Origin of the sequence: Streptomyces sp. NPDC002809, assembly GCF_040295435.1 — a bacterium.
Taxonomy (GTDB): domain Bacteria; phylum Actinomycetota; class Actinomycetes; order Streptomycetales; family Streptomycetaceae; genus Streptomyces.
Genome location: NZ_JBEOVJ010000002.1, coordinates 1 through 18,308, shown reverse-complemented (window position 1 = coordinate 18,308; position 18,308 = coordinate 1). Strand labels below are relative to the sequence as shown.

General features: G+C 69.8%; 15 protein-coding genes. 1 reads left to right on the top strand and 14 read right to left on the bottom strand.

The annotated features are described in order from the left end of the window. Nucleotides 1–13: 13 nt before the first annotated feature. Both lspA and ABT025_RS01390 read right to left on the bottom strand, forming a co-directional pair. Entirely contained in the window at nt 14–673 is a 660-nt protein-coding gene (gene lspA / locus ABT025_RS01395) for a signal peptidase II (RefSeq protein WP_350988529.1), read from the bottom strand. Between the two features lie 57 nt (nt 674–730). Then, nucleotides 731–1,630, bottom strand: a complete 900-nt coding sequence (locus tag ABT025_RS01390) for a TraR/DksA family transcriptional regulator (RefSeq protein ID WP_350988527.1) — start codon at nt 1,628–1,630, stop codon at nt 731–733. Nucleotides 1,631–2,206: 576 nt separating this feature from the next. Here ABT025_RS01390 and ileS point away from each other — a divergent pair. After that, on the top strand, nt 2,207–5,356 hold the full coding sequence (gene ileS, locus ABT025_RS01385; RefSeq protein ID WP_350988525.1) for an isoleucine--tRNA ligase: 3,150 nt from the start codon (nt 2,207–2,209) through the stop codon (nt 5,354–5,356). Nucleotides 5,357–5,709: 353 nt separating this feature from the next. On the opposite strand, the gene ABT025_RS01380 is transcribed toward ileS, so the two are convergent. The 12 genes from ABT025_RS01380 to ABT025_RS01325 all read right to left on the bottom strand — a co-directional run bounded on the left by ABT025_RS01380 (nt 5,710) and on the right by ABT025_RS01325 (nt 18,304). Next, the gene (locus ABT025_RS01380; RefSeq protein ID WP_350988523.1) at nt 5,710–6,864 is read right to left on the bottom strand and encodes a DivIVA domain-containing protein; all 1,155 of its coding nucleotides are present in this window, start codon (nt 6,862–6,864) and stop codon (nt 5,710–5,712) included. A gap of 49 nt (nt 6,865–6,913) precedes the next feature. Next, entirely contained in the window at nt 6,914–7,198 is a 285-nt protein-coding gene (locus tag ABT025_RS01375) for a YggT family protein (RefSeq protein ID WP_326735704.1), read from the bottom strand. A 71-nt stretch (nt 7,199–7,269) separates the two neighbouring features. Further along, on the bottom strand, nt 7,270–7,881 hold the full coding sequence (locus ABT025_RS01370) for a cell division protein SepF (RefSeq protein ID WP_136328319.1): 612 nt from the start codon (nt 7,879–7,881) through the stop codon (nt 7,270–7,272). Between the two features lie 125 nt (nt 7,882–8,006). Next, the gene (locus ABT025_RS01365; RefSeq protein WP_350988520.1) at nt 8,007–8,726 is read right to left on the bottom strand and encodes a YggS family pyridoxal phosphate-dependent enzyme; all 720 of its coding nucleotides are present in this window, start codon (nt 8,724–8,726) and stop codon (nt 8,007–8,009) included. 6 nt (nt 8,727–8,732) lie between these two features. Further along, complete coding sequence (gene pgeF, locus ABT025_RS01360; RefSeq protein WP_350988518.1) at nt 8,733–9,491, bottom strand: peptidoglycan editing factor PgeF; 759 nt, start codon at nt 9,489–9,491, stop codon at nt 8,733–8,735. Continuing rightward, nucleotides 9,488–10,690, bottom strand: coding sequence for a cell division protein FtsZ (gene ftsZ / locus ABT025_RS01355; protein ID WP_350988516.1), 1,203 nt, complete (start codon nt 10,688–10,690; stop codon nt 9,488–9,490). Before ftsZ ends, pgeF begins: the two co-directional genes overlap by 4 nt. A gap of 276 nt (nt 10,691–10,966) precedes the next feature. Further along, on the bottom strand, nt 10,967–11,761 hold the full coding sequence (locus ABT025_RS01350; protein WP_350988514.1) for a cell division protein FtsQ/DivIB: 795 nt from the start codon (nt 11,759–11,761) through the stop codon (nt 10,967–10,969). Between the two features lie 50 nt (nt 11,762–11,811). Next, nucleotides 11,812–12,906 carry an undecaprenyldiphospho-muramoylpentapeptide beta-N-acetylglucosaminyltransferase gene (gene murG / locus ABT025_RS01345; RefSeq protein WP_350988512.1) on the bottom strand — a complete coding sequence of 365 codons (1,095 nt, stop codon included), beginning with the start codon at nt 12,904–12,906 and terminating at the stop codon, nt 11,812–11,814. Nucleotides 12,907–12,912: 6 nt separating this feature from the next. Then, nucleotides 12,913–14,355, bottom strand: a complete 1,443-nt coding sequence (ftsW, locus tag ABT025_RS01340; RefSeq protein ID WP_350988510.1) for a putative lipid II flippase FtsW — start codon at nt 14,353–14,355, stop codon at nt 12,913–12,915. A 117-nt stretch (nt 14,356–14,472) separates the two neighbouring features. Continuing rightward, nucleotides 14,473–15,906, bottom strand: a complete 1,434-nt coding sequence (gene murD, locus ABT025_RS01335; RefSeq protein WP_350988508.1) for a UDP-N-acetylmuramoyl-L-alanine--D-glutamate ligase — start codon at nt 15,904–15,906, stop codon at nt 14,473–14,475. Continuing rightward, nucleotides 15,888–16,958 (bottom strand): phospho-N-acetylmuramoyl-pentapeptide-transferase, encoded by a 1,071-nt coding sequence (mraY, locus tag ABT025_RS01330; protein ID WP_350988506.1) that lies wholly within the window; start codon nt 16,956–16,958, stop codon nt 15,888–15,890. The genes murD and mraY overlap by 19 nt, the downstream gene beginning before the upstream one ends. Beyond that, nucleotides 16,955–18,304, bottom strand: a complete 1,350-nt coding sequence (locus ABT025_RS01325) for a UDP-N-acetylmuramoyl-tripeptide--D-alanyl-D-alanine ligase (RefSeq protein ID WP_350988918.1) — start codon at nt 18,302–18,304, stop codon at nt 16,955–16,957. Before ABT025_RS01325 ends, mraY begins: the two co-directional genes overlap by 4 nt. Between the last annotated feature and the right edge of the window lie 4 nt (nt 18,305–18,308).

The window sequence follows — 18,308 nt, the reverse complement described above, 5'->3', positions numbered from 1 at the left end:
TGCCTTGCGCGTCCTAGTCCTTGTGCACGGTGCCGTCGGGGTCCAGGCCCTTGAAGGAGAGCAGCACGATCAGGATGCCGCCGCAGACGATGGCGGAGTCCGCCAGGTTGAAGACGGCGAAGTGCGCGGGGGCGATGAAGTCCACCACCGCGCCCTCGAAGACACCGGGCGCGCGGAAGATGCGGTCGGTGAGGTTGCCGAGCGCACCGCCGAGCAGCAGACCGAGCGCGATCGCCCACGGCAGGCTGTACAGCTTGCGCGCGAGCCGGGCGATCACCACGATGACGGTCGCCGCGATGATCGTGAAGATGATCGTGAAGGCCTCGCCGAATCCGAACGCGGCGCCCGCGTTGCGGATCGCGTCGAACTTGAGCCAGTCGCCGAAGATCTCGATCGGTTCCTGGTGCTCCAGCTTCGCCACCACGAGCATCTTGCTGCCGAGGTCCAGCAGGTAGGCGAGCACGGCCACGCAGAAGAGCAGGATGATCCGGCGCCGGCGCGTGGCCGGCGACCGGTCGACCGCCGCATCCGCCGCCGCAGAATCCGCGTCCTGCCCGTCCGGCTCGACGGCCTCCGGGGACCCGCTGCCTGCCGTCTGCTCCGGCTCGGCTCCTTCGTGTCCCTCAGCCTCGGGGATGTCCGGCGTACCGATGATGCGCTCCGCCTCTGCCACGTGAGTCCCTCAACCTAGTTCCCGACTGAGGACGAGGGTACGACACACCGGCGGGGATCAGCCGCGTCGTTCCTGCTTCTGTTTGTCCTCGACGCAGAGGGTGGCCCGGGGGAAGGCCTGCATCCGCGCCTTGCCGATCGGATTGCCGCAGATCTCGCAGAGTCCGTACGTGCCCGCGTCGAGCCGGGCCAGTGCCCTTTCGGTCTGCTCCAGCATCTCCTGGGCGTTGGCTGCGAGCGACATCTCGTGCTCGCGGGTGATGTTCTTGGTGCCGGTGTCCGCCTCGTCGTCACCCGCCCCGTCGCCGGAGTCCCGCATCAGCCCGGCCAGCGCCAGGCCCGACGCCTCCAGCTCGTTGCGCAGCCGCGTGATCTCGCCGGTCAGCTCGGTACGGGCCGCCGCGACCTCCTCCGGCGTCCAGGGGTCCTCTCCCGGCCGTACGGCCAGCTCCCCCGGGGCTGTCGCTGCCGCACGGGCCGGGGGCACGGGTGCCGCGCTCCGGCCTGCCGTCCGGGTCCTGGCCGCGCTCTTCTTGGCTACCACCGTGTGGGCTCCCGTCTGCTCGGCGGCCTCGGCCGCCCCCGTGGCCGCCTCGGCGGCCGTCTTCGAAGCCTTGTCGGCCGTGGTCCTCTTCGCCGCGGTCTTCTTCGCCGCCGCCTTCCCGGTCGCGGTCTTCCCGGCAGCCGGTCCGGTGGCCGCCTTCTCGGCAGCCTTCTTCACGGCTTTCCTCACAGCCTTCTCGGCAGTCTTCTTCGCCGCCTTCCTGGCGGTCTTCTTCGTGGCCTTCTTCGCCGCGGTGGTCTGCGCGGCGGCCTGCTCCGGCCCGGTCTCCGGTGCGCTGTGCGTATCCGCGTCCGAAGTGCTCTCCCGGCCGGTCCCTTCCGTCGTCTCCCCGGCCACCGCGCCCGTGGATGTCGCTGACGCCGTCTTCTCTGCGGCGGTCTTCTTCGCCACCATGGCCGCGGCCCCTTCACGCATTGTGATCTTGCTCGCGAGTCGTGCTGGGACGATAAGTCGACCCCAGCCCCGCGGCAACGGGGCACGCCGCCGCATCGCCCCTCCCCGTGTCCGGATCACCGCGCGCCTGAAACCGTTGTGCCCAGCTCCCCGCCCGGTAATCCGCCTTCCGGCCGCTCGCCGGGCAGCCCCGGGACCCGTTGCGCCCGTCTGGCCATTCGGGTCACGCCGGGGCCGCCGGAAAACCGGTCGGCCGCCGCACCCCGGGGCCCGTACACTGGCCTCAGCGAGAGGCATGGATGGGACGAGTAGCGTCGTACGCAGCCCAGAGCGACCCGGGGACGGTGGAAGCCCGGGGGCGAGCGCGCCGCGAAGATCACCCCGGAGCCGCCGGAAGAAAGTCCTGGGAAGTGGGCTCCGCCCACGGGCGCAGGGCGAGTAGAACCGGCATCGCACCCCAATGAGGGGGCCACGGGCGGCACGCCCGGGGCCAAGGAGGGTGGTACCGCGGGATCCGGGCATCGGTTCTCGTCCCTCCGACGGAAGTGGAACACGTCCGCCGGAGGAAGCCCGCACATGACATCGCCGCAGTACCGCCAGGTACCCGCCCAGGTCGACCTGCCCGCGCTGGAGCACGCCGTGCTCGACTTCTGGCGCGAGAACAAGGTCTTCGACCGGAGCCTCGAACAGTCCGAGGGCCGCCCCGAGTGGGTCTTCTACGAGGGCCCGCCCACCGCCAACGGCATGCCGGGCGCCCACCACATCGAGGCCCGCGTCTTCAAGGACGTCTTCCCGCGCTTCCGCACCATGCAGGGCTACCACGTCGGCCGGAAGGCCGGCTGGGACTGTCACGGTCTGCCCGTGGAGCTCGCGGTCGAGAAGGAGCTGGGCTTCAACGGCAAGAAGGACATCGAGGCGTACGGCATCGCCGAGTTCAACGCCAAGTGCCGCGAGTCCGTCACCCGGCACACCGACGCGTTCACCGAGCTCACCACCCGGATGGGCTACTGGGTCGACCTCGACGACGCGTACCGCACGATGGACCCCGAGTACGTCGAGTCCGTGTGGTGGTCGCTGAAGGAGATCTTCAACAAGGGTCTGCTCACCCAGGACCACCGCGTCGCCCCCTGGTGCCCGCGCTGCGGCACCGGCCTCTCCGACCACGAGCTGGCCCAGGGGTACGAGACGGTCGTCGACCCCTCGGTCTTCGTGCGCTTCCCGCTGACGTCCGGCCCGCTGGCCGGCGAGGCGGCCCTCCTGGTCTGGACGACGACCCCCTGGACCCTGGTCTCCAACACGGCCGTCGCCGCGCACCCCGAGGTCGAGTACGTCGTCGCGACGAACGGCGAGGAGAAGCTGGTCGTCGCCCGCCCCCTCGTCGAGAAGGCGCTGGGCGAGGGCTGGGAACTGACCGGCGACTCCTTCACCGGCCGCGAGATGGAGCGCTGGACCTACGAGCGCCCGTTCGCGCTGGTCGACTTCCCCGCCGAGGCCCACTACGTCGTCAACGCCGAGTACGTGACGACCGAGGACGGTACGGGTCTGGTCCACCAGTCCCCCGCCTTCGGCGCCGACGACCTCCTGGTCTGCAAGGCCTACGGCCTTCCGGTCGTGAACCCGGTCCGCCCCGACGGCACCTTCGAACAGGACGTGCCGCTCGTCGGCGGCGTCTTCTTCAAGAAGGCCGACGAGGCGCTCACCGAGGACCTGGCCGCCCGCGGCAAGCTCTTCCGGCACGTCCCGTACGAGCACAGCTATCCGCACTGCTGGCGCTGCCACACGGCGCTGCTCTACTACGCGCAGCCGTCCTGGTACATCCGCACGACCGCGGTCAAGGACCGGCTCCTCGCGGAGAACGAGAAGACCAACTGGTTCCCCGACTCGGTCAAGAACGGCCGTTTCGGAGACTGGCTGAACAACAACGTCGACTGGGCCCTGTCCCGGAACCGCTACTGGGGCACCCCGCTGCCGATCTGGCGCTGCGAGGACGACCACCTCACCTGCGTCGGCTCGCGTGCCGAGCTGACCGAGCTCACCGGCACCGATCTCTCCGGCCTGGACCCGCACCGGCCGTTCATCGACGAGATCACGTTCACCTGCTCGCACGAGAACTGCCAGCTGGAGGCGTACCGCGTCCCCGAGGTCATCGACGCCTGGTACGACTCGGGTTCGATGCCGTTCGCGCAGTGGGGCTACCCGTACAAGAACAAGGAGATCTTCGAGAGCCGCTACCCGGCACAGTTCATCTCGGAGGCCATCGACCAGACGCGCGGGTGGTTCTACACGCTGATGGCGGTCGGCACCCTGGTCTTCGACAAGTCCAGTTACGAGAACGTCGTGTGCCTGGGCCACATCCTCGCCGAGGACGGCCGGAAGATGTCCAAGCACCTGGGCAACACGCTCGAACCGATCCCGCTCATGGACCAGCACGGCGCCGACGCGGTCCGCTGGTTCATGGCGGCGGGCGGTTCCCCGTGGGCGGCGCGCCGCGTCGGGCACGGCACGATCCAGGAAGTCGTCCGCAAGACGCTCCTCACGTACTGGAACACGGTCGCCTTCCAGGCGCTGTACGCCCGTACGTCGGACTGGGCGCCCTCGGCCGCCGACCCCGCACCGGCCGACCGCACGGTCCTGGACCGCTGGCTGCTCAGCGAACTGAACGCCCTGGTGGACCAGGTCACCAAGGCGCTGGAGGGGTACGACACCCAGCGCGCCGGCAAGCTGCTGTCCGCGTTCGTCGACGACCTGTCCAACTGGTACGTGCGCCGCTCCCGCCGGCGCTTCTGGCAGGGCGACAAGGCGGCGCTGCGCACCCTGCACGACGTCGTCGAGACGGTCACCCGGCTGATGGCCCCGCTGACCCCGTTCATCACCGAGCGGGTCTGGCAGGACCTCGTCACGCCGGTCACGCCGGACGCCCCCGCCTCGGTGCACCTCTCCACCTGGCCGCAGGCGGACCTGTCGGCGATCGACCCGGGCCTCTCCACACAGATGGCCCTGGTTCGCCGCCTGGTCGAGCTGGGACGCGCCACGCGTGCCGAGTCGGGCGTCAAGACCCGCCAGCCGCTGTCGCGTGCCCTGGTCGCGGCCTCGGGCTTCGAGACCCTCTCCCCCGAGCTGCACGGCCAGATCACGGAGGAACTGAACGTCTCCTCGCTGGCCTCCCTGTCCGAGGTCGGGGGCTCCCTGGTCGACACGACGGCGAAGGCGAACTTCCGGGCCCTGGGCAAGCGGTTCGGCAAGGGCGTCCAGGCGGTCGCGAAGGCCGTGGCGAACGCGGACGCGGCGGCGCTCTCGCTGGCCCTGCGCGAAGGCACGGCGTCGGTCGAGGTCGACGGGGAGCAGGTCACCCTGGCCCCCGACGAGGTCATCATCACGGAGACCCCGCGCGAGGGCTGGTCCGTCGCGTCCGACTCCGGCGCCACGGTCGCCCTGGACCTGGAGATCACCCCGGAGCTGCGGCGTGCGGGCCTGGCCCGTGACGCGATCCGGCTGATCCAGGAGGCACGCAAGAACAGCGGCCTGGACGTGGCGGACCGCATCGCCGTCCGCTGGACCTCCACGTCGGCCGCGACGGCCGAGGCCCTGACCGAGCACGCATCGCTCATCTCGGACGAGGTCCTGGCCCTGGACTACGCGCAGGGCGAGGCGGACGCGTCCTACGGGGATCCCTTCGAGGACGAGGGCCTGGCCCTGACGTTCCGCCTCCGCAAGACGGAGCGGTAGCCCGCAGCACATGAGGGCCCGGCCGGACACGGCCGGGCCCTTTGCTGTTCCCCCTGCTCGCCCCTTCCCTCAGCCGGGGGCTCCGGGATTCAGCCTCGCCGGCGTTCGAGGCGCGGGGCCGCGGGGCGGAGCCCCGGGTTCGGGACGAAGTGGGCGGGACGGAGCGGGGCGGGGCGGGGCAAGACAGGCGGGGCAGGCAGGCAAGCAGGGAAAAACGCCCCACGCAGCAGCCTCCACAGCCCCCAGCCGCACCGGCACCGGCACCCGCCCATGCCAAAGGGCCGGGCCCCGGGGATCCCCGGGGCCCGGCCCTCAGCCTGCCGACGGCTACGCGCTCAGCGAGCGCGAACCGCTCAGTTGTCGTCCTCGTCGATCAGGAACCCGCGCATCGGCGAAGGCGCCTGCTGCATCGGCTGCGGCGCCTGCGGCCGTACCGGTGCCATCGGCTGGGTCATCGCCGGCGACATCTGCTGCTGGCCGCCGTAGGAGGGCCCACCGCCCATGGACGGGTTGCCGCCCATCTGCTGGTTGCCGTGACCGCCGTGGTTGCCGCCCATGGTGTGACCCATGGCACCGGCACCGGCCGGAGCCAGCGAGGGCGACGGCGGCAGCGAAGCGGCCGCAGGGGTCCGCGGCGGAGCCAGCGAGTCGTCGGCCTGGGTCTCCAGCTGACGCAGCTGGCTCTCCAGGTAGGACTTCAGACGGGTCCGGTACTCGCGCTCGAAGCCACGCAGGTCCTCGACCTTGCGCTCCAGCGTCGCGCGGGCCGACTCCAGCGAGCCCATCGCCACGCGGTGCTTCTCCTGCGCGTCCCGCTCCAGGGCGTCCGCCTTGGCTCGCGCGTCGCGCTCCAGGCCCTCGGCACGGCTGCGCGCCTCGCCGACGATCTTGTTGGCCTCGGAACGGGCCTCCGCGATCGCCTGGTCCGCGGTCTGCTGCGCCAGGGAGAGGACACGGGCGGCGCTGTCGCCACCGGGACCCTGCTGCTGCATCTGCGGCGGCTGCTGCTGCTGCATCTGCTGCATCTGCTGCATCTGCTGCTGCTGCGGGTTGTGGCCACCCATGGGGCCACCCATCGGTCCACCCATGGGACCGCCCTGCATCGGGCCGGGGCCGTTGGGGCCCTGCGGACCGGGACCGTGCGGACCCTGGGGGCCGTGGCCACTGGGACCGGCCGGCAGCTGAGGAGCACCACCGGGCAGCTGGGGGGGACCCATCTGCGGGGGCTGCTGCTGCTGGACCGGCGGACCAGATATGGCGGCGGGCACAGGTGCGCCGGGACGGTCCTGCGGCTCCGGCTTGCGCATACCTTGCTGCTGCTGGTTCTGCGCGGCGGCACGCGTGGCGGCGGCCAGCTTGGCGCGCAGGTCCTCGTTCTCACGGAGCAGGCGGGTCAGCTCGGACTCGACCTCGTCGAGGAAGGCATCGACCTCGTCCTCGTCATAGCCTTCTCGGAGGCGGACCGTCGTGAACTGCTTGTTCCGCACGTCCTCGGGGGTCAGCGGCATCTCTTCTTCACCTCTACGTAGTCGTCGGCAGTCGGCAGGACCGTATCGCTCACAGCTTGGTCACGAGGGTGATCAAGATGGAAACGATGATCATCAGAACGAAGAAGGACAGGTCGAGTGCCACGCCCCCGAGACGCAGCGGCGGAATGAACCGCCGCAGGAGCTTCAGCGGTGGATCGGTGACCGTGTAAGTGGCCTCAAGGACGACCACCATCGGCTTGCCCGGCTGCCATGAACGCGCGAACTGGAAGACGTAGTCCATGACCAGCCTGAAGATCAGCACGATGAGGAAACACATCAACGCGATGTAGACAACACTTTGTGCGACGCCCATCCTCGCGCTTCCCTCTCCCCTGGCTCTCGTAGCTCCGGCCTTGCGGCCGGGTTGTTCCCGGTGTCGTGTTCTCAGCTCTGGTTGAAGAATCCGCCCTCTGCGATGCGGGCCTTGTCCTCCGCCGTGACATCGACGTTAGCAGGCGACAACAGGAACACCTTCTGCGTCACTCGTTCAATGCTGCCATGGAGACCGAAGACGAGTCCCGCGGCAAAGTCGACAAGTCGCTTCGCGTCCGTATCGTCCATCTCCGTGAGATTCATGATCACCGGAGTGCCCTCACGGAAGTGTTCCCCGATGGTACGGGCCTCGTTGTAGGTCCTGGGGTGCAGCGTGGTGATGCGGTACGGCTCCCGCTCGGACACGACCTTGGGCATGATCACCGGTGCGTTCTTCTCCATGTTCGGGCGTTCAGGTGTGATGGATGCCACGGGGGCGATTCGGGCGGGTCGCTCTCGCTCCGCCGGAATCTGAACCGGCTCCCGCTGCGCCGGAGGCTGTACCACTCGTACCGGTTCGTCCCGCTCCCGCTCCACCTGATGCGCGGGCTGGTGCCGGCGCCGGTCGCGCTCGGGCTCCGGCTCGGGTTCGAATTCGTCGTCGGGGTCGAACCCCGGACCGTCGTACCCATCGTCCTCCACGAGGCCGAGGTAGACCGCCATCTTGCGCATCGCGCCGGCCATGCTCTGAGTCCTCCGCTCTGTGGTGGATCGGCATCTGTCACCAAGTGCCCGCGATCCACTGTGGCCTGCCCGCCGAGGGCGGTAATGACCATATTTTCTGCTGTGGTCCGACTTGCTTGGCGACGTTACCCGAGCCCGGGTCGGACTCCGAGTACCGCAGTACCGACGCGCACATGTGTCGCTCCGGCCGCAACCGCGTCCTCGAGGTCCGCACTCATCCCTGCAGAGACCATGTTCGCAGCCGGATGGTTCCCGCGCAGCCGGGATGAGAATTCCATCAGCCGGTCGAACGCGGCACGTTGCCTTCCGGCGAACGGCCCGGCGAGCGGCGCGACGGTCATCAGACCGTCCAGCCGGAGCCCGGGCGCGGACGCGACCGCGTCGGCCAACTCCTCGATCCCGTCGGGCGCGACACCGCCACGCTCACCGCGCGCACCGCTCTCCGCGTCGAGCGCGACCTGGATGAGACATCCGAGTTCGCGTCCGCCCCGGCCGGCCGCACCGGAGAGCGCGGTCACGAGCTTCGTACGATCCACCGACTGCACGACATCGGCATAACTTGCCACGGATCGGACCTTGTTCGTCTGCAATTGACCGACAAAGTGCCACGTGAGGGACAGATCCGCACATTCGGTGGATTTCGGAGCTGCATCCTGGTCACGATTCTCCGCGACATGACGCACACCGAGTTCATGCAGAATCCGCACATCGCTCGCGGGGTAGGTCTTGGTGACCACGATGAGGGTCACCTCTTCCCGATTGCGACCGGCTGCGGCACAGGCGGAAGCAATGCGTTCCTCCACCTGTGCCAGATTTGCGGCGAGTTGTTGCTTACGGTCCGTCATGCCCTATCAGTCCAACCAGACATATCCGGCGAGCCGCCCGGTGGTGCGGTCGCGTCGGTACGAGAAGTGATCGCCCGATTCGAGGGTGCAGACGGGCGACATCCGCCGGTCGGTGACCCCGAGGTCCGCCAGCTGCGCGTGGACCCCGGCGGTGACATCCACCGCCGGAGTGCCCCAGCTGGTCTCGGACCACGAAGCGGGGACGACCGCCGCGACCTCGTCCCGCATTCCGGCCGGCACCTCGTAGCACCGGCCGCAGACGGCCGGCCCGGTGCGGGCGATGATCCGGGAGGGGTCCGCGCCGAGTTCGACCATGACCCCCACCGCGGCGGGCACGACTCCGGCAACCAGCCCGGGGCGGCCCGCGTGTGCTGCTGCGACGATCCCGGCGACCGGGTCGGCGAGCAGTACGGGGGTGCAGTCGGCGGTGAGGACGGCGAGCGGGAGGCCGCGTCGAGCGGTGACCACCGCGTCCACGGCGGGGATCTCCCGGGCCTCGCCCCAGGGGGCGTCGACCACGGCGACATCCCGGCCGTGCACCTGGTTCATCCAGACGACCTGCGCCGGATCGAGCCCCCGGGCCTGTGCCGCCCGCGCCCGATTGGCGAGAACGGCGGCGGGGTCGTCGCCGACCGCACCGCCGAGGTTGAGCTCCGCGTACGGAGCGGCGCTCACCCCGCCCCACCTGTCGGTGAAGGAGAAGTGAGCGCCGCCGTCCGAAGAGTCAGAATCCTCATGGCTCGATGAGTGGTGCGGACCTATCACTTCAAGAAGTCCGGAACGTCCAGCTCTTCGGCCTGGGAGTCCTGGTAGGGACGCGCCGGCGGGACGACCGGCGGCAGGTGGCTCTCATGGGCCACCGGAACCGGCTCGGCCTGGACCGGCGGCTCCTCGCGCGGGGGCACGGAACCCAGCCCGCTCGACTGGCGCACGGGCTCGGCGGCCCGGACCGGCGGAGCCGGCTCCTCGCGCTTGGTGGAGCTCGCACCCAGGACGTTCTCCCGCCGGGCCGGCGGCTGTCCGCCGTCGAAGCCCGCCGCGATCACGGTGACCCGCACCTCGTCGCCCAGTGCGTCGTCGATGACCGCACCGAAGATGATGTTCGCCTCCGGGTGAGCCGCCTCGCTCACCAGCTGGGCGGCCTCGTTGATCTCGAAGAGACCGAGGTCGCTGCCGCCGGAGATGGAGAGCAGGACACCGCGGGCGCCGTCGATGGACGCCTCGAGGAGCGGCGAGGAGATCGCCATCTCCGCCGCGGCCACCGCACGGTCGTCGCCGCGGGCGGATCCGATGCCCATGAGCGCCGATCCGGCCTCGGACATGACCGACTTGACGTCGGCGAAGTCGAGGTTGATCAGACCCGGGGTGGTGATGAGGTCGGTGATGCCCTGGACGCCCGAGAGCAGCACCTGGTCAGCCGACTTGAACGCGTCGAGCACGCTGACCTGGCGGTCCGAGATGGACAGCAGTCGGTCGTTGGGAATGACGATGAGGGTGTCGACCTCTTCGCGGAGTTCGGCGATGCCGTCCTCCGCCTGGTTCGCACGACGCCGGCCCTCAAAGGTGAACGGCCGGGTGACCACACCGATCGTCAGGGCGCCGAGCGAGCGCGCGATATTGGCGACGACGGGTGCGCCACCGGTGCCGGTGCCCCCGCCCTCTCCTGCGGTGACGAAGACCATGTCGGCCCCCTTGAGGACCTCCTCGATCTCTTCACGGTGGTCCTCTGCCGCCTTACGACCGACGGCCGGGTTCGCCCCGGCGCCGAGGCCACGGGTGAGTTCACGGCCGACGTCGAGCTTGACGTCGGCGTCGCTCATCAACAGGGCTTGCGCATCCGTGTTGATCGCGATGAACTCGACGCCCTTGAGACCGACCTCGATCATTCGGTTGATGGCATTGACACCACCGCCGCCGACACCGATGACCTTGATGACTGCGAGGTAGTTCTGCGGTGCTGCCACGTCGAAGGCCTCTCGCCTCGAGTTACGTGTCGTCGCTTGGCGGTAGTCCCGCCGCGACGACGGATGCCGATTGGGACGGTCCGAACGCCGACCCAAACCCTAACGTTGAAGTTTAGGGTTACCAGTGTGTCTGCTTCATGGACTCTTCCGAACAGGACACTAAGTCGACAAGTGGCGCACGTTCAACGAACACGCCGAACCTCCCGTTTTTCTTTTCACCCTATGTGATCACCCGTAGCGCTGACCAACCAGGGTGCTGGCCAGGCCAAATGTGCGTCAACTACCCGACACCGCCGGAGCGGTGGGTGCACTCACGTCGAAGTGTCCCGCTTTGGGAGCGGCTTTCATGAGGGCGGTGAGGACTTTCGCCTTCACCACACCCTCTTCACTGCTCCCCCAGATCACCGTCCGGCCCCCGGTGAGCCCCAGGGAAACCGAATCGTACGAGATGACCCGCACGACCTGGGTGTCCTTGACGACTCCGTCCGGAAGATCGCCCGCGACCCGGACTGCTTCCCGCACCAGCCGGTCACTGCCGAATCGGCGCAGGCTCGCGGACTGACCAGGGGTCAGTTCCAGCAGAGGTACACGCCCGGGAGCCTTGTCCACCGTGGCGAAGCGCACGCCTTCGGCGTCCACTTCAATGAACTTTGCGCCCTTTTTCACCAACAGGACCGGCTGTCGTTCGGTCACTTTAAGTCCGATGCCGTGCGGCCATGACCGTACGACATCCACTGAGTCGATACGAGGCAACTTCTGGCGCAACCTCTCGGCGACCGCGTCCGTGTCGACGGAGATCAGCGGGGCACCCATCGGCACCGCCGCCGCGGCCTCCACCTCGGCCGGTGTCAGTACGTCGACACCGGTGATCCGGACCTGTTCGGTACGGAGCCAGGAGGAACCGTAGAGCGCCCAGACGGCTCCGGAGCCGAGCAGCAGCACGGCCGCGCCGATCACGATCAGGAGCGTGCGCCTGGACATCCGGCGGCCCTCCGCGCGTGGGCGCGTCGGGTCGCCCCGGGTGTCCCTCTGCTGCCCTGCACCGCGCTGGGCGGTCGTCGGTCCGGCCACGCTCGCTCCTTATGCCGGGTCCGGGGGCGCCGCCCCCGGACCCGTCCGCCTCACGCGCCTCGGCGTGCGGCGATCGCCTCGTACACCATGCCGACCAGCAGGTCGTCGGCGTCCCGGCGGCCGAACTCGGCGGCGGCGCGGGACATTTCGTACAGCCGGTGCGGATCCGACAGCACCGGGAGGACGTTGCCCTGCACCCACTCGGGGGTGAGCGCCGCGTCGTCCACCAGCAGGCCGCCGCCGGCGTTGACCACCGGCTGGGCGTTGAGCCGCTGTTCGCCGTTGCCGATCGGCAACGGGACATAGGCGGCGGGCAGCCCGACGGCGGAGAGTTCGGCGACGGTCATCGCGCCCGCGCGGCAGAGCATCATGTCGGCCGCGGCGTACGCGAGATCCATCCGGTCCACGTACGGTACCGGGATGTAGGGCGGCATCCCGGGCATGTTGTCGATGCGCGGCATTTCGTTCTTCGGGCCGACCACGTGCAGGATCTGGATCCCGGAGCGCTGGAGCAGCGGCGCGACCCGCTGGACCACCTCGTTGAGGTGGCGGGCGCCCTGCGAGCCGCCGGAGACCAGCAGCGTCGGCAGGTTGGGGTCGAGGCCGAAGGCGGCACGCGCCTCCGGGCGGACCCGGGCCCGGTCCAGGGTGGCGATGGTGCGGCGCAGCGGGATGCCGATGTAGCGGGCACCGCGCAGCTTGCTGTCGGGGGTGGAGACGGCGACCCCGTGCGCGTACCGCGAACCGATCTTGTTGGCCAGGCCCGGCCGGGCGTTGGCCTCGTGCACCACGATCGGCACTCCGGCGCGCTTGGCGGCGAGATAGCCGGGCAGCGCGACGTAGCCGCCGAAGCCGACCACGCAGTCAGCCCTGGTCCGCTCCAGGATCTGCTCGGCGGCCTTGATGGTGCCGCGCAGCCTGCCCGGGACGGTGATGAGCTCGGGGGTGGGCTTGCGCGGCAGCGGTACGGCCGGGATCAGGGCGAGTTCATACCCCCGCTCGGGTACGAGCCTGGTCTCGAGTCCGCGCTCCGTGCCGAGAGCGGTGATTCCCACGCTCGGGTCCTGCCTCCGCAGTGCGTCCGCGAGGGCAAGCGCGGGCTCGATGTGGCCGGCGGTCCCCCCACCGGCGAGTACGACATGCACCGAAATTCACCGCTCTCCGGACGGACGCTTCTTGACGCGCCGTCTCATCGTCTTCCATCTCACCCCGGGCCTCCGCATGGCCAGGGCAGCCTTCGCTGCGGGATCCGCTCGCGCGAACGCGATCAGCAGCCCGACAGCGAACATGGTCGGCAGCAGGGCCGACCCCCCGTAGGAGAACAGCGGGAGCGGGACACCGGCGATCGGCAGCAGGCCGAGCACCGCACCGATGTTGATCACGGCCTGAGCCGTGATCCAGGTGGTCACACCTCCCGCTGCGTACCTCACGAAGGGGTCCTCCGTGCGTCCGGCCACGCGGATACCCGCATAGCCTAGAGCCGCGAAGAGGGCGAGTACCGACAGCGTCCCCGCCAACCCCAGTTCCTCCCCGGTGATGGCGAAGATGAAGTCGGTGTGCGGTTCAGGGAGTTGGCCCCATTTTTCCACACTTGCACCGAGCCCGGATCCGAACCATCCGCCGGACGCCAGAGCGTAGATGCCGTGCACGGCCTGCCAGCACGAGCCCCCGGGGCCGGGTTCGCTGGCCCCCATGCAGTCGAGCCGGGACATCCGGTTCGGACTGGTCTTGATCAGCAGGAAGGCGATCAGGCCTGCGGAGGCGAGCACTCCGGCGAACAGCCGGGTCGGCGCTCCGGCCAGCCAGAGCAGTCCGAACAGGATGGCCGTGAGAATGATCGCAGTGCCCATGTCACCGCCGAGCATGATCAGCCCGAGCAGCATGAAGGCGACCGGGACCAGCGGCACGAGCATGTGCTTCCACTGGTTCAGCAGCCGTTTGTCCTGCTTGCGGGAGAGCAGGTCGGCTCCCCACAGGACGAGGGCCAGCTTGCCGAACTCACTGGGCTGGAGCTGGAAGGGACCGCCCAGGTAGAGCCAGTTCCGGTTGCCGTTGACCGACATCCCTATCCCGGGGACCTGGACCAGCACCATCAGGAAGACGGCGCCCATGAGCAGCGGGTAGGCCAGGGCCCGGTGGAGCTTCACGGGCATCCGAGCGGCGGCCGCCATCAGCCCGGCCCCGATGACGGCGGCGAGGAACTGCTTGCGGAAGAAGTACGTGCCCGGCTTGCCGAGCTCCAGTGCCTTGATCATCGATGCGGAGTAGACCATCACGAGACCGAGCACGGTGATGAGCAGCCCGGCGCCCAGGATCAGGTAGTACGCGGTCAGCGGGCGGTCCCACGCCCGGCGTGCCTGTTCGTACAGCCGTCGCGCTCCGCCGCCCCGCGGGGAACGGGGGCCGCCGGAGGTCCTGGAGCGCGCCACAGGGGGCCGCCGGGCGCCGGCGGCGGGCCGGACGCGCAGGGCGAGGCCGGCTGGGAGCGGTGCACCCCCGGCCGCGAGGAGGGGCGGACGGAGCACCCGGCTGATCGCCGAGGTCGCCCGTGAGCGGTCCCCGCGGCGTGCGGCAGAGCTCTCTTCGGCCGGCATGGTCCCTGTCCCCTCCACTGCTCGTGCCCGGGGCTTCGGTGCCGTGGGCCCGGGCCCACGGCACAGGCCGTACGTACCCGGATGCTCCGGGACGGTACGGCGCGGAGGCCGGGCCCGTCAGGCGCTCTCGGCTGCGAGTGCGCGGACGGCGTCCGCGAAGGCCTCGCCCCGCTTGTTGTAATTGACGAACATGTCCATCGAAGCGCAGGCCGGAGCCATCAGTACGGTGTCTCCCGGCCGGGCGAGCCGTGCCGCCGCGCGGACCGCCTCGGACATCGCCCCAGTGTCGGTCCGGTCGAGGTCGGTCACCGGGACCTCGGGCGCGTGTCGCGCGAGCGCTTCGCGGATCAGGGCCCGGTCGGCGCCCATCAGCACGACGCCCCGCAGGCGCTTCGCGCACCCGGTCACCAGCTCGTCGAAGGCGGCACCCTTGGCCAGTCCCCCGGCGATCCAGACGATCGGGTCGTAGGCCGCGAGGGACGCCTCGGCGGCGTGGGTGTTGGTGGCCTTGGAGTCGTCGATGTACGTGACCCCGGCGACGTCCGCGACGTGTTCGATGCGGTGCGGGTCGGGGCGGAAGGCCCGCAGCCCGTCGCGCACCGCGGCGGGCTCCACGCCGAAGGCGCGGGCCAGCGCCGCGGCTGCGAGGGCGTTGGCGATGTTGTGCGGGGCGGGCGGGTTGACGTCCGCGACCTCGGCGAGCTCCTGGGCCTGCTTCTGCCTGTTCGTCACGAAGGCGCGGTCGACGAGGATGCCGTCGACGACCCCGAGCTGGGAAGGTCCCGGGGTGCCGAGGGTGAAGCCGATCGCCCGGCAGCCCTCCTCGACGTCCGCCTCGCGCACCAGGTCCTCGGTGGCGCCGTCCGCCACGTTGTAGACGCAGGCGACGGTGTTGCCCTCGTAGATCCGGCCCTTGTCGGCGACGTACGCCGCCATGGAGCCGTGCCAGTCGAGGTGGTCGGGGGCCAGGTTGAGGACGGCCGCGGAGTGGGCGCGCAGCGAGGGCGACCAGTGCAGCTGGTAGCTGGAGAGCTCGACGGCCAGTACGTCGTACGTCTCCTCGCCGAGGACGGCGTCCAGGAGCGAGACGCCGATGTTGCCGACGGCGGCGGTGCGCAGCCCCGCGGCCTCCAGGATCGAGGCGAGCATCCGCACGGTCGTGGTCTTGCCGTTGGTACCGGTGACCGCGAGCCAGGGCGCGGCGCCGGGTCCGCGCAGCCGCCAGGCGAGTTCGACGTCGCCCCAGACCGGGACGCCCGCCTCGGCGGCTGCGGCGAAGAGCGGCTTGTCGGGCTTCCAGCCCGGGGTGGTGACGATGAGTTCGGTGGACTCGGGCAGGGTGGCCCCGTCGCCGAGGCGCACGGTGATGCCCTGCGCCTCCAGCTCCGCGGCCTGGCCGCGGGAGTGCTCGTCGTCACCGTCGTTGACCACGGTGACGACGGCGCCGAGGCCGTGCAGCACCCGGGCCGCCGGGATCCCGGAGACCCCGAGTCCGGCGACCGTGACGTGCTTGCCCTGCCAGTCCACGTTGCTCACTTCTTGGCTGCCCATCCTGCGTAGAAGAGGCCGAGGCCGACGATCACGCACATGCCCTGGATGATCCAGAAGCGGACCACGACAAGGACTTCGGACCACCCCTTGAGTTCGAAGTGGTGCTGGAGCGGTGCCATGCGGAAGACGCGCTTGCCGGTCATCTTGAACGAACCGACCTGGATGACGACGGACATCGTGATCATCACGAAGAGGCCGCCGAGCACCGCCATCAGGAACTCGGTGCGGGAGCAGATCGCCAGACCGGCGAGCGCGCCGCCGAGGGCCAGCGAACCGGTGTCACCCATGAAGATCTTGGCGGGCGAGGTGTTCCACCACAGGAAGCCGAAGCAGGAGCCCATGAGCGCGGAGGCCACGACCGCGAGGTCGAGTGGATCTCGTACCTCGAAACAGGCACTGGGGTTGGTCAGGGTGGCCGCGTTGGCGCAGGACTCCTGGAACTGCCAGAGCCCGATGAAGGTGTACGCGCCGAAGACCATCACCGACGCGCCGGTGGCGAGGCCGTCCAGACCGTCCGTCAGGTTCACGCCGTTGGACATGGCGAGAATCATGAAGAGCGCCCAGAGCACGAACAGCACCGGGCCGATCGACCAGCCGAAGTCCTCGACGAACGAGAGCCTGGTGGAGGCGGGGGTGTTGCCCCGGGCGTCGGCGAACTGGAGCGAGAGCACCGCGAAGGCGACGCCGACGATCAGCTGACCGGCCATCTTGGCCTTGGCACGCAGGCCCAGCGAGCGCTGCTTGACGATCTTGATGTAGTCGTCGAGGAAGCCGACGAGTCCCATGCCGGCCATCAGGAAGAGGACCAGTACGCCGGAGAAGCGCATGTCCTCGCCGGTGATGACCTTCGCCAGGACGTACGCGATGATCGTCGCCAGGATGAAGGCGATGCCGCCCATGGTGGGCGTGCCCTTCTTCGATCCGTGGCTGCGCGGGCCGTCGTCCCGGATGAACTGCCCGTATCCCTTGCGGGCCAGCAGCTTGATCAGCAGCGGGGTACCGACCAGGGTCAGGAAGAGCCCGATGGCCCCCGCGAAGAGGATCTGCCTCATCGGCCGGCGACCTCGCCCTCGGTCGCGTTCTCCAGCAGTGCCGTAACGACCTGCTCCAGGCCGACCGACCGGGACGCCTTCACCAGCACGACGTCTCCCGGGCGCAGTTCACTGCGCAACAGGTCGACGGCAGCCTGTGCGTCGGACACATGCACCGACTCCTCACCCCACGAACCCTCGTTGTATGCGCCCAGTTGCAGCCAGGAGGCTTCTCTGCCCCCGACCGCGACGAGCTTGCTGACGTTGAGCCGGACGACAAGCCGTCCGACCGCGTCGTGCTCGGTGAGCGAGGCGTCGCCGAGCTCGGCCATCTGGCCGAGCACTGCCCACGTACGACGCCCCTTCCCCATGGCGGCCAGCGCGCGCAGCGCGGCCTTCATGGATTCGGGGTTGGCGTTGTAGGCGTCATTGACGAACGTCACGCCGTCCGGACGCTCGGTGACCTCCATGCGCCAGCGGGAGAGGGTGCCCGCCTCGGAGAGCGCCACGGCGATCTCGTCTGCGGACAGGCCCAGCTCATGGGCGACGGCGGCCGCGGCGAGCGCGTTCGACACGTGATGCTCACCGTACAGGCGCATGGTCACATCACTGCACCCGGTGGGTGTGTGGAGCCTGAACGAGGGGCGGCCGTCCTCGGTGAGATGAACGTTCTCGCCCCGTACGTCCGCATCCGCGGCTTCGCCGAAGAGCAGCACGCGGGCCTTGGTCCGGGAGGTCATGGCGCGGACGAGCGGGTCGTCGGCGTTGAGCACGGCGAGGCCGTCCTCGGGGAGGGACTCGACCATCTCGCCCTTGGCCTTGGCGATCTGCTCCCGGCCGCCGAACTCACCGATGTGCGCGGTGCCGACGTTGAGGACGAGGCCGATGCGCGGCGGGACGAGCCCGGTGAGGTAGCAGATGTCGCCGATGTAGCGGGCACCCATTTCGAGGACCAGGTGCTGGGTCTCCTCGGTGGCGCGCAGTGCGGTGAGCGGCAGACCGATCTCGTTGTTGAGGTTGCCCGCCGGGAAGACGGTGGGACCCTTGCGCTCCAGGAGCTGGGCGATCAGGTCCTTGGTCGAGGTCTTGCCGGCGGAGCCGGTGAGGGCGACGACGGTGGTACCGAGGCGGCCGACGACGGCGCGGGCGAGCGCACCGAGCGCCGCCACCACGTCGTCGACGACGATCGCGGGCACGCCGACGGGGCGGGCGGCCAGGACGACTGCCGCGCCCGCCTCGACGGCGCGCTGCGCGTAGTCGTGGCCGTCGACGCCGTCGGGCGCGAACGCGACGGAAAGGGGGAGTGGCTTGAACACCCCCGAGGGGATGACGACCGGCCCGCGGTCGGGTGGGGCCGGGTCCCGGATGTAG

Bases quoted from the DNA above. Each gene is read 5' to 3' on its own strand.
- ABT025_RS01390 (WP_350988527.1), bottom strand. From the start codon at position 1,630: ATGGTGGCGAAGAAGACCGCCGCAGAGAAGACGGCGTCAGCGACATCC.
- ileS (WP_350988525.1), top strand. From the start codon at position 2,207: ATGACATCGCCGCAGTACCGCCAGGTACCCGCCCAGGTCGACCTGCCC.
- ABT025_RS01380 (WP_350988523.1), bottom strand. From the start codon at position 6,864: ATGCCGCTGACCCCCGAGGACGTGCGGAACAAGCAGTTCACGACGGTC.
- ABT025_RS01375 (WP_326735704.1), bottom strand. From the start codon at position 7,198: ATGGGCGTCGCACAAAGTGTTGTCTACATCGCGTTGATGTGTTTCCTC.
- ABT025_RS01370 (WP_136328319.1), bottom strand. From the start codon at position 7,881: ATGGCCGGCGCGATGCGCAAGATGGCGGTCTACCTCGGCCTCGTGGAG.
- ABT025_RS01365 (WP_350988520.1), bottom strand. From the start codon at position 8,726: ATGACGGACCGTAAGCAACAACTCGCCGCAAATCTGGCACAGGTGGAG.
- ftsW (WP_350988510.1), bottom strand. From the start codon at position 14,355: ATGCCGGCCGAAGAGAGCTCTGCCGCACGCCGCGGGGACCGCTCACGG.
- murD (WP_350988508.1), bottom strand. From the start codon at position 15,906: ATGGGCAGCCAAGAAGTGAGCAACGTGGACTGGCAGGGCAAGCACGTC.
- mraY (WP_350988506.1), bottom strand. From the start codon at position 16,958: ATGAGGCAGATCCTCTTCGCGGGGGCCATCGGGCTCTTCCTGACCCTG.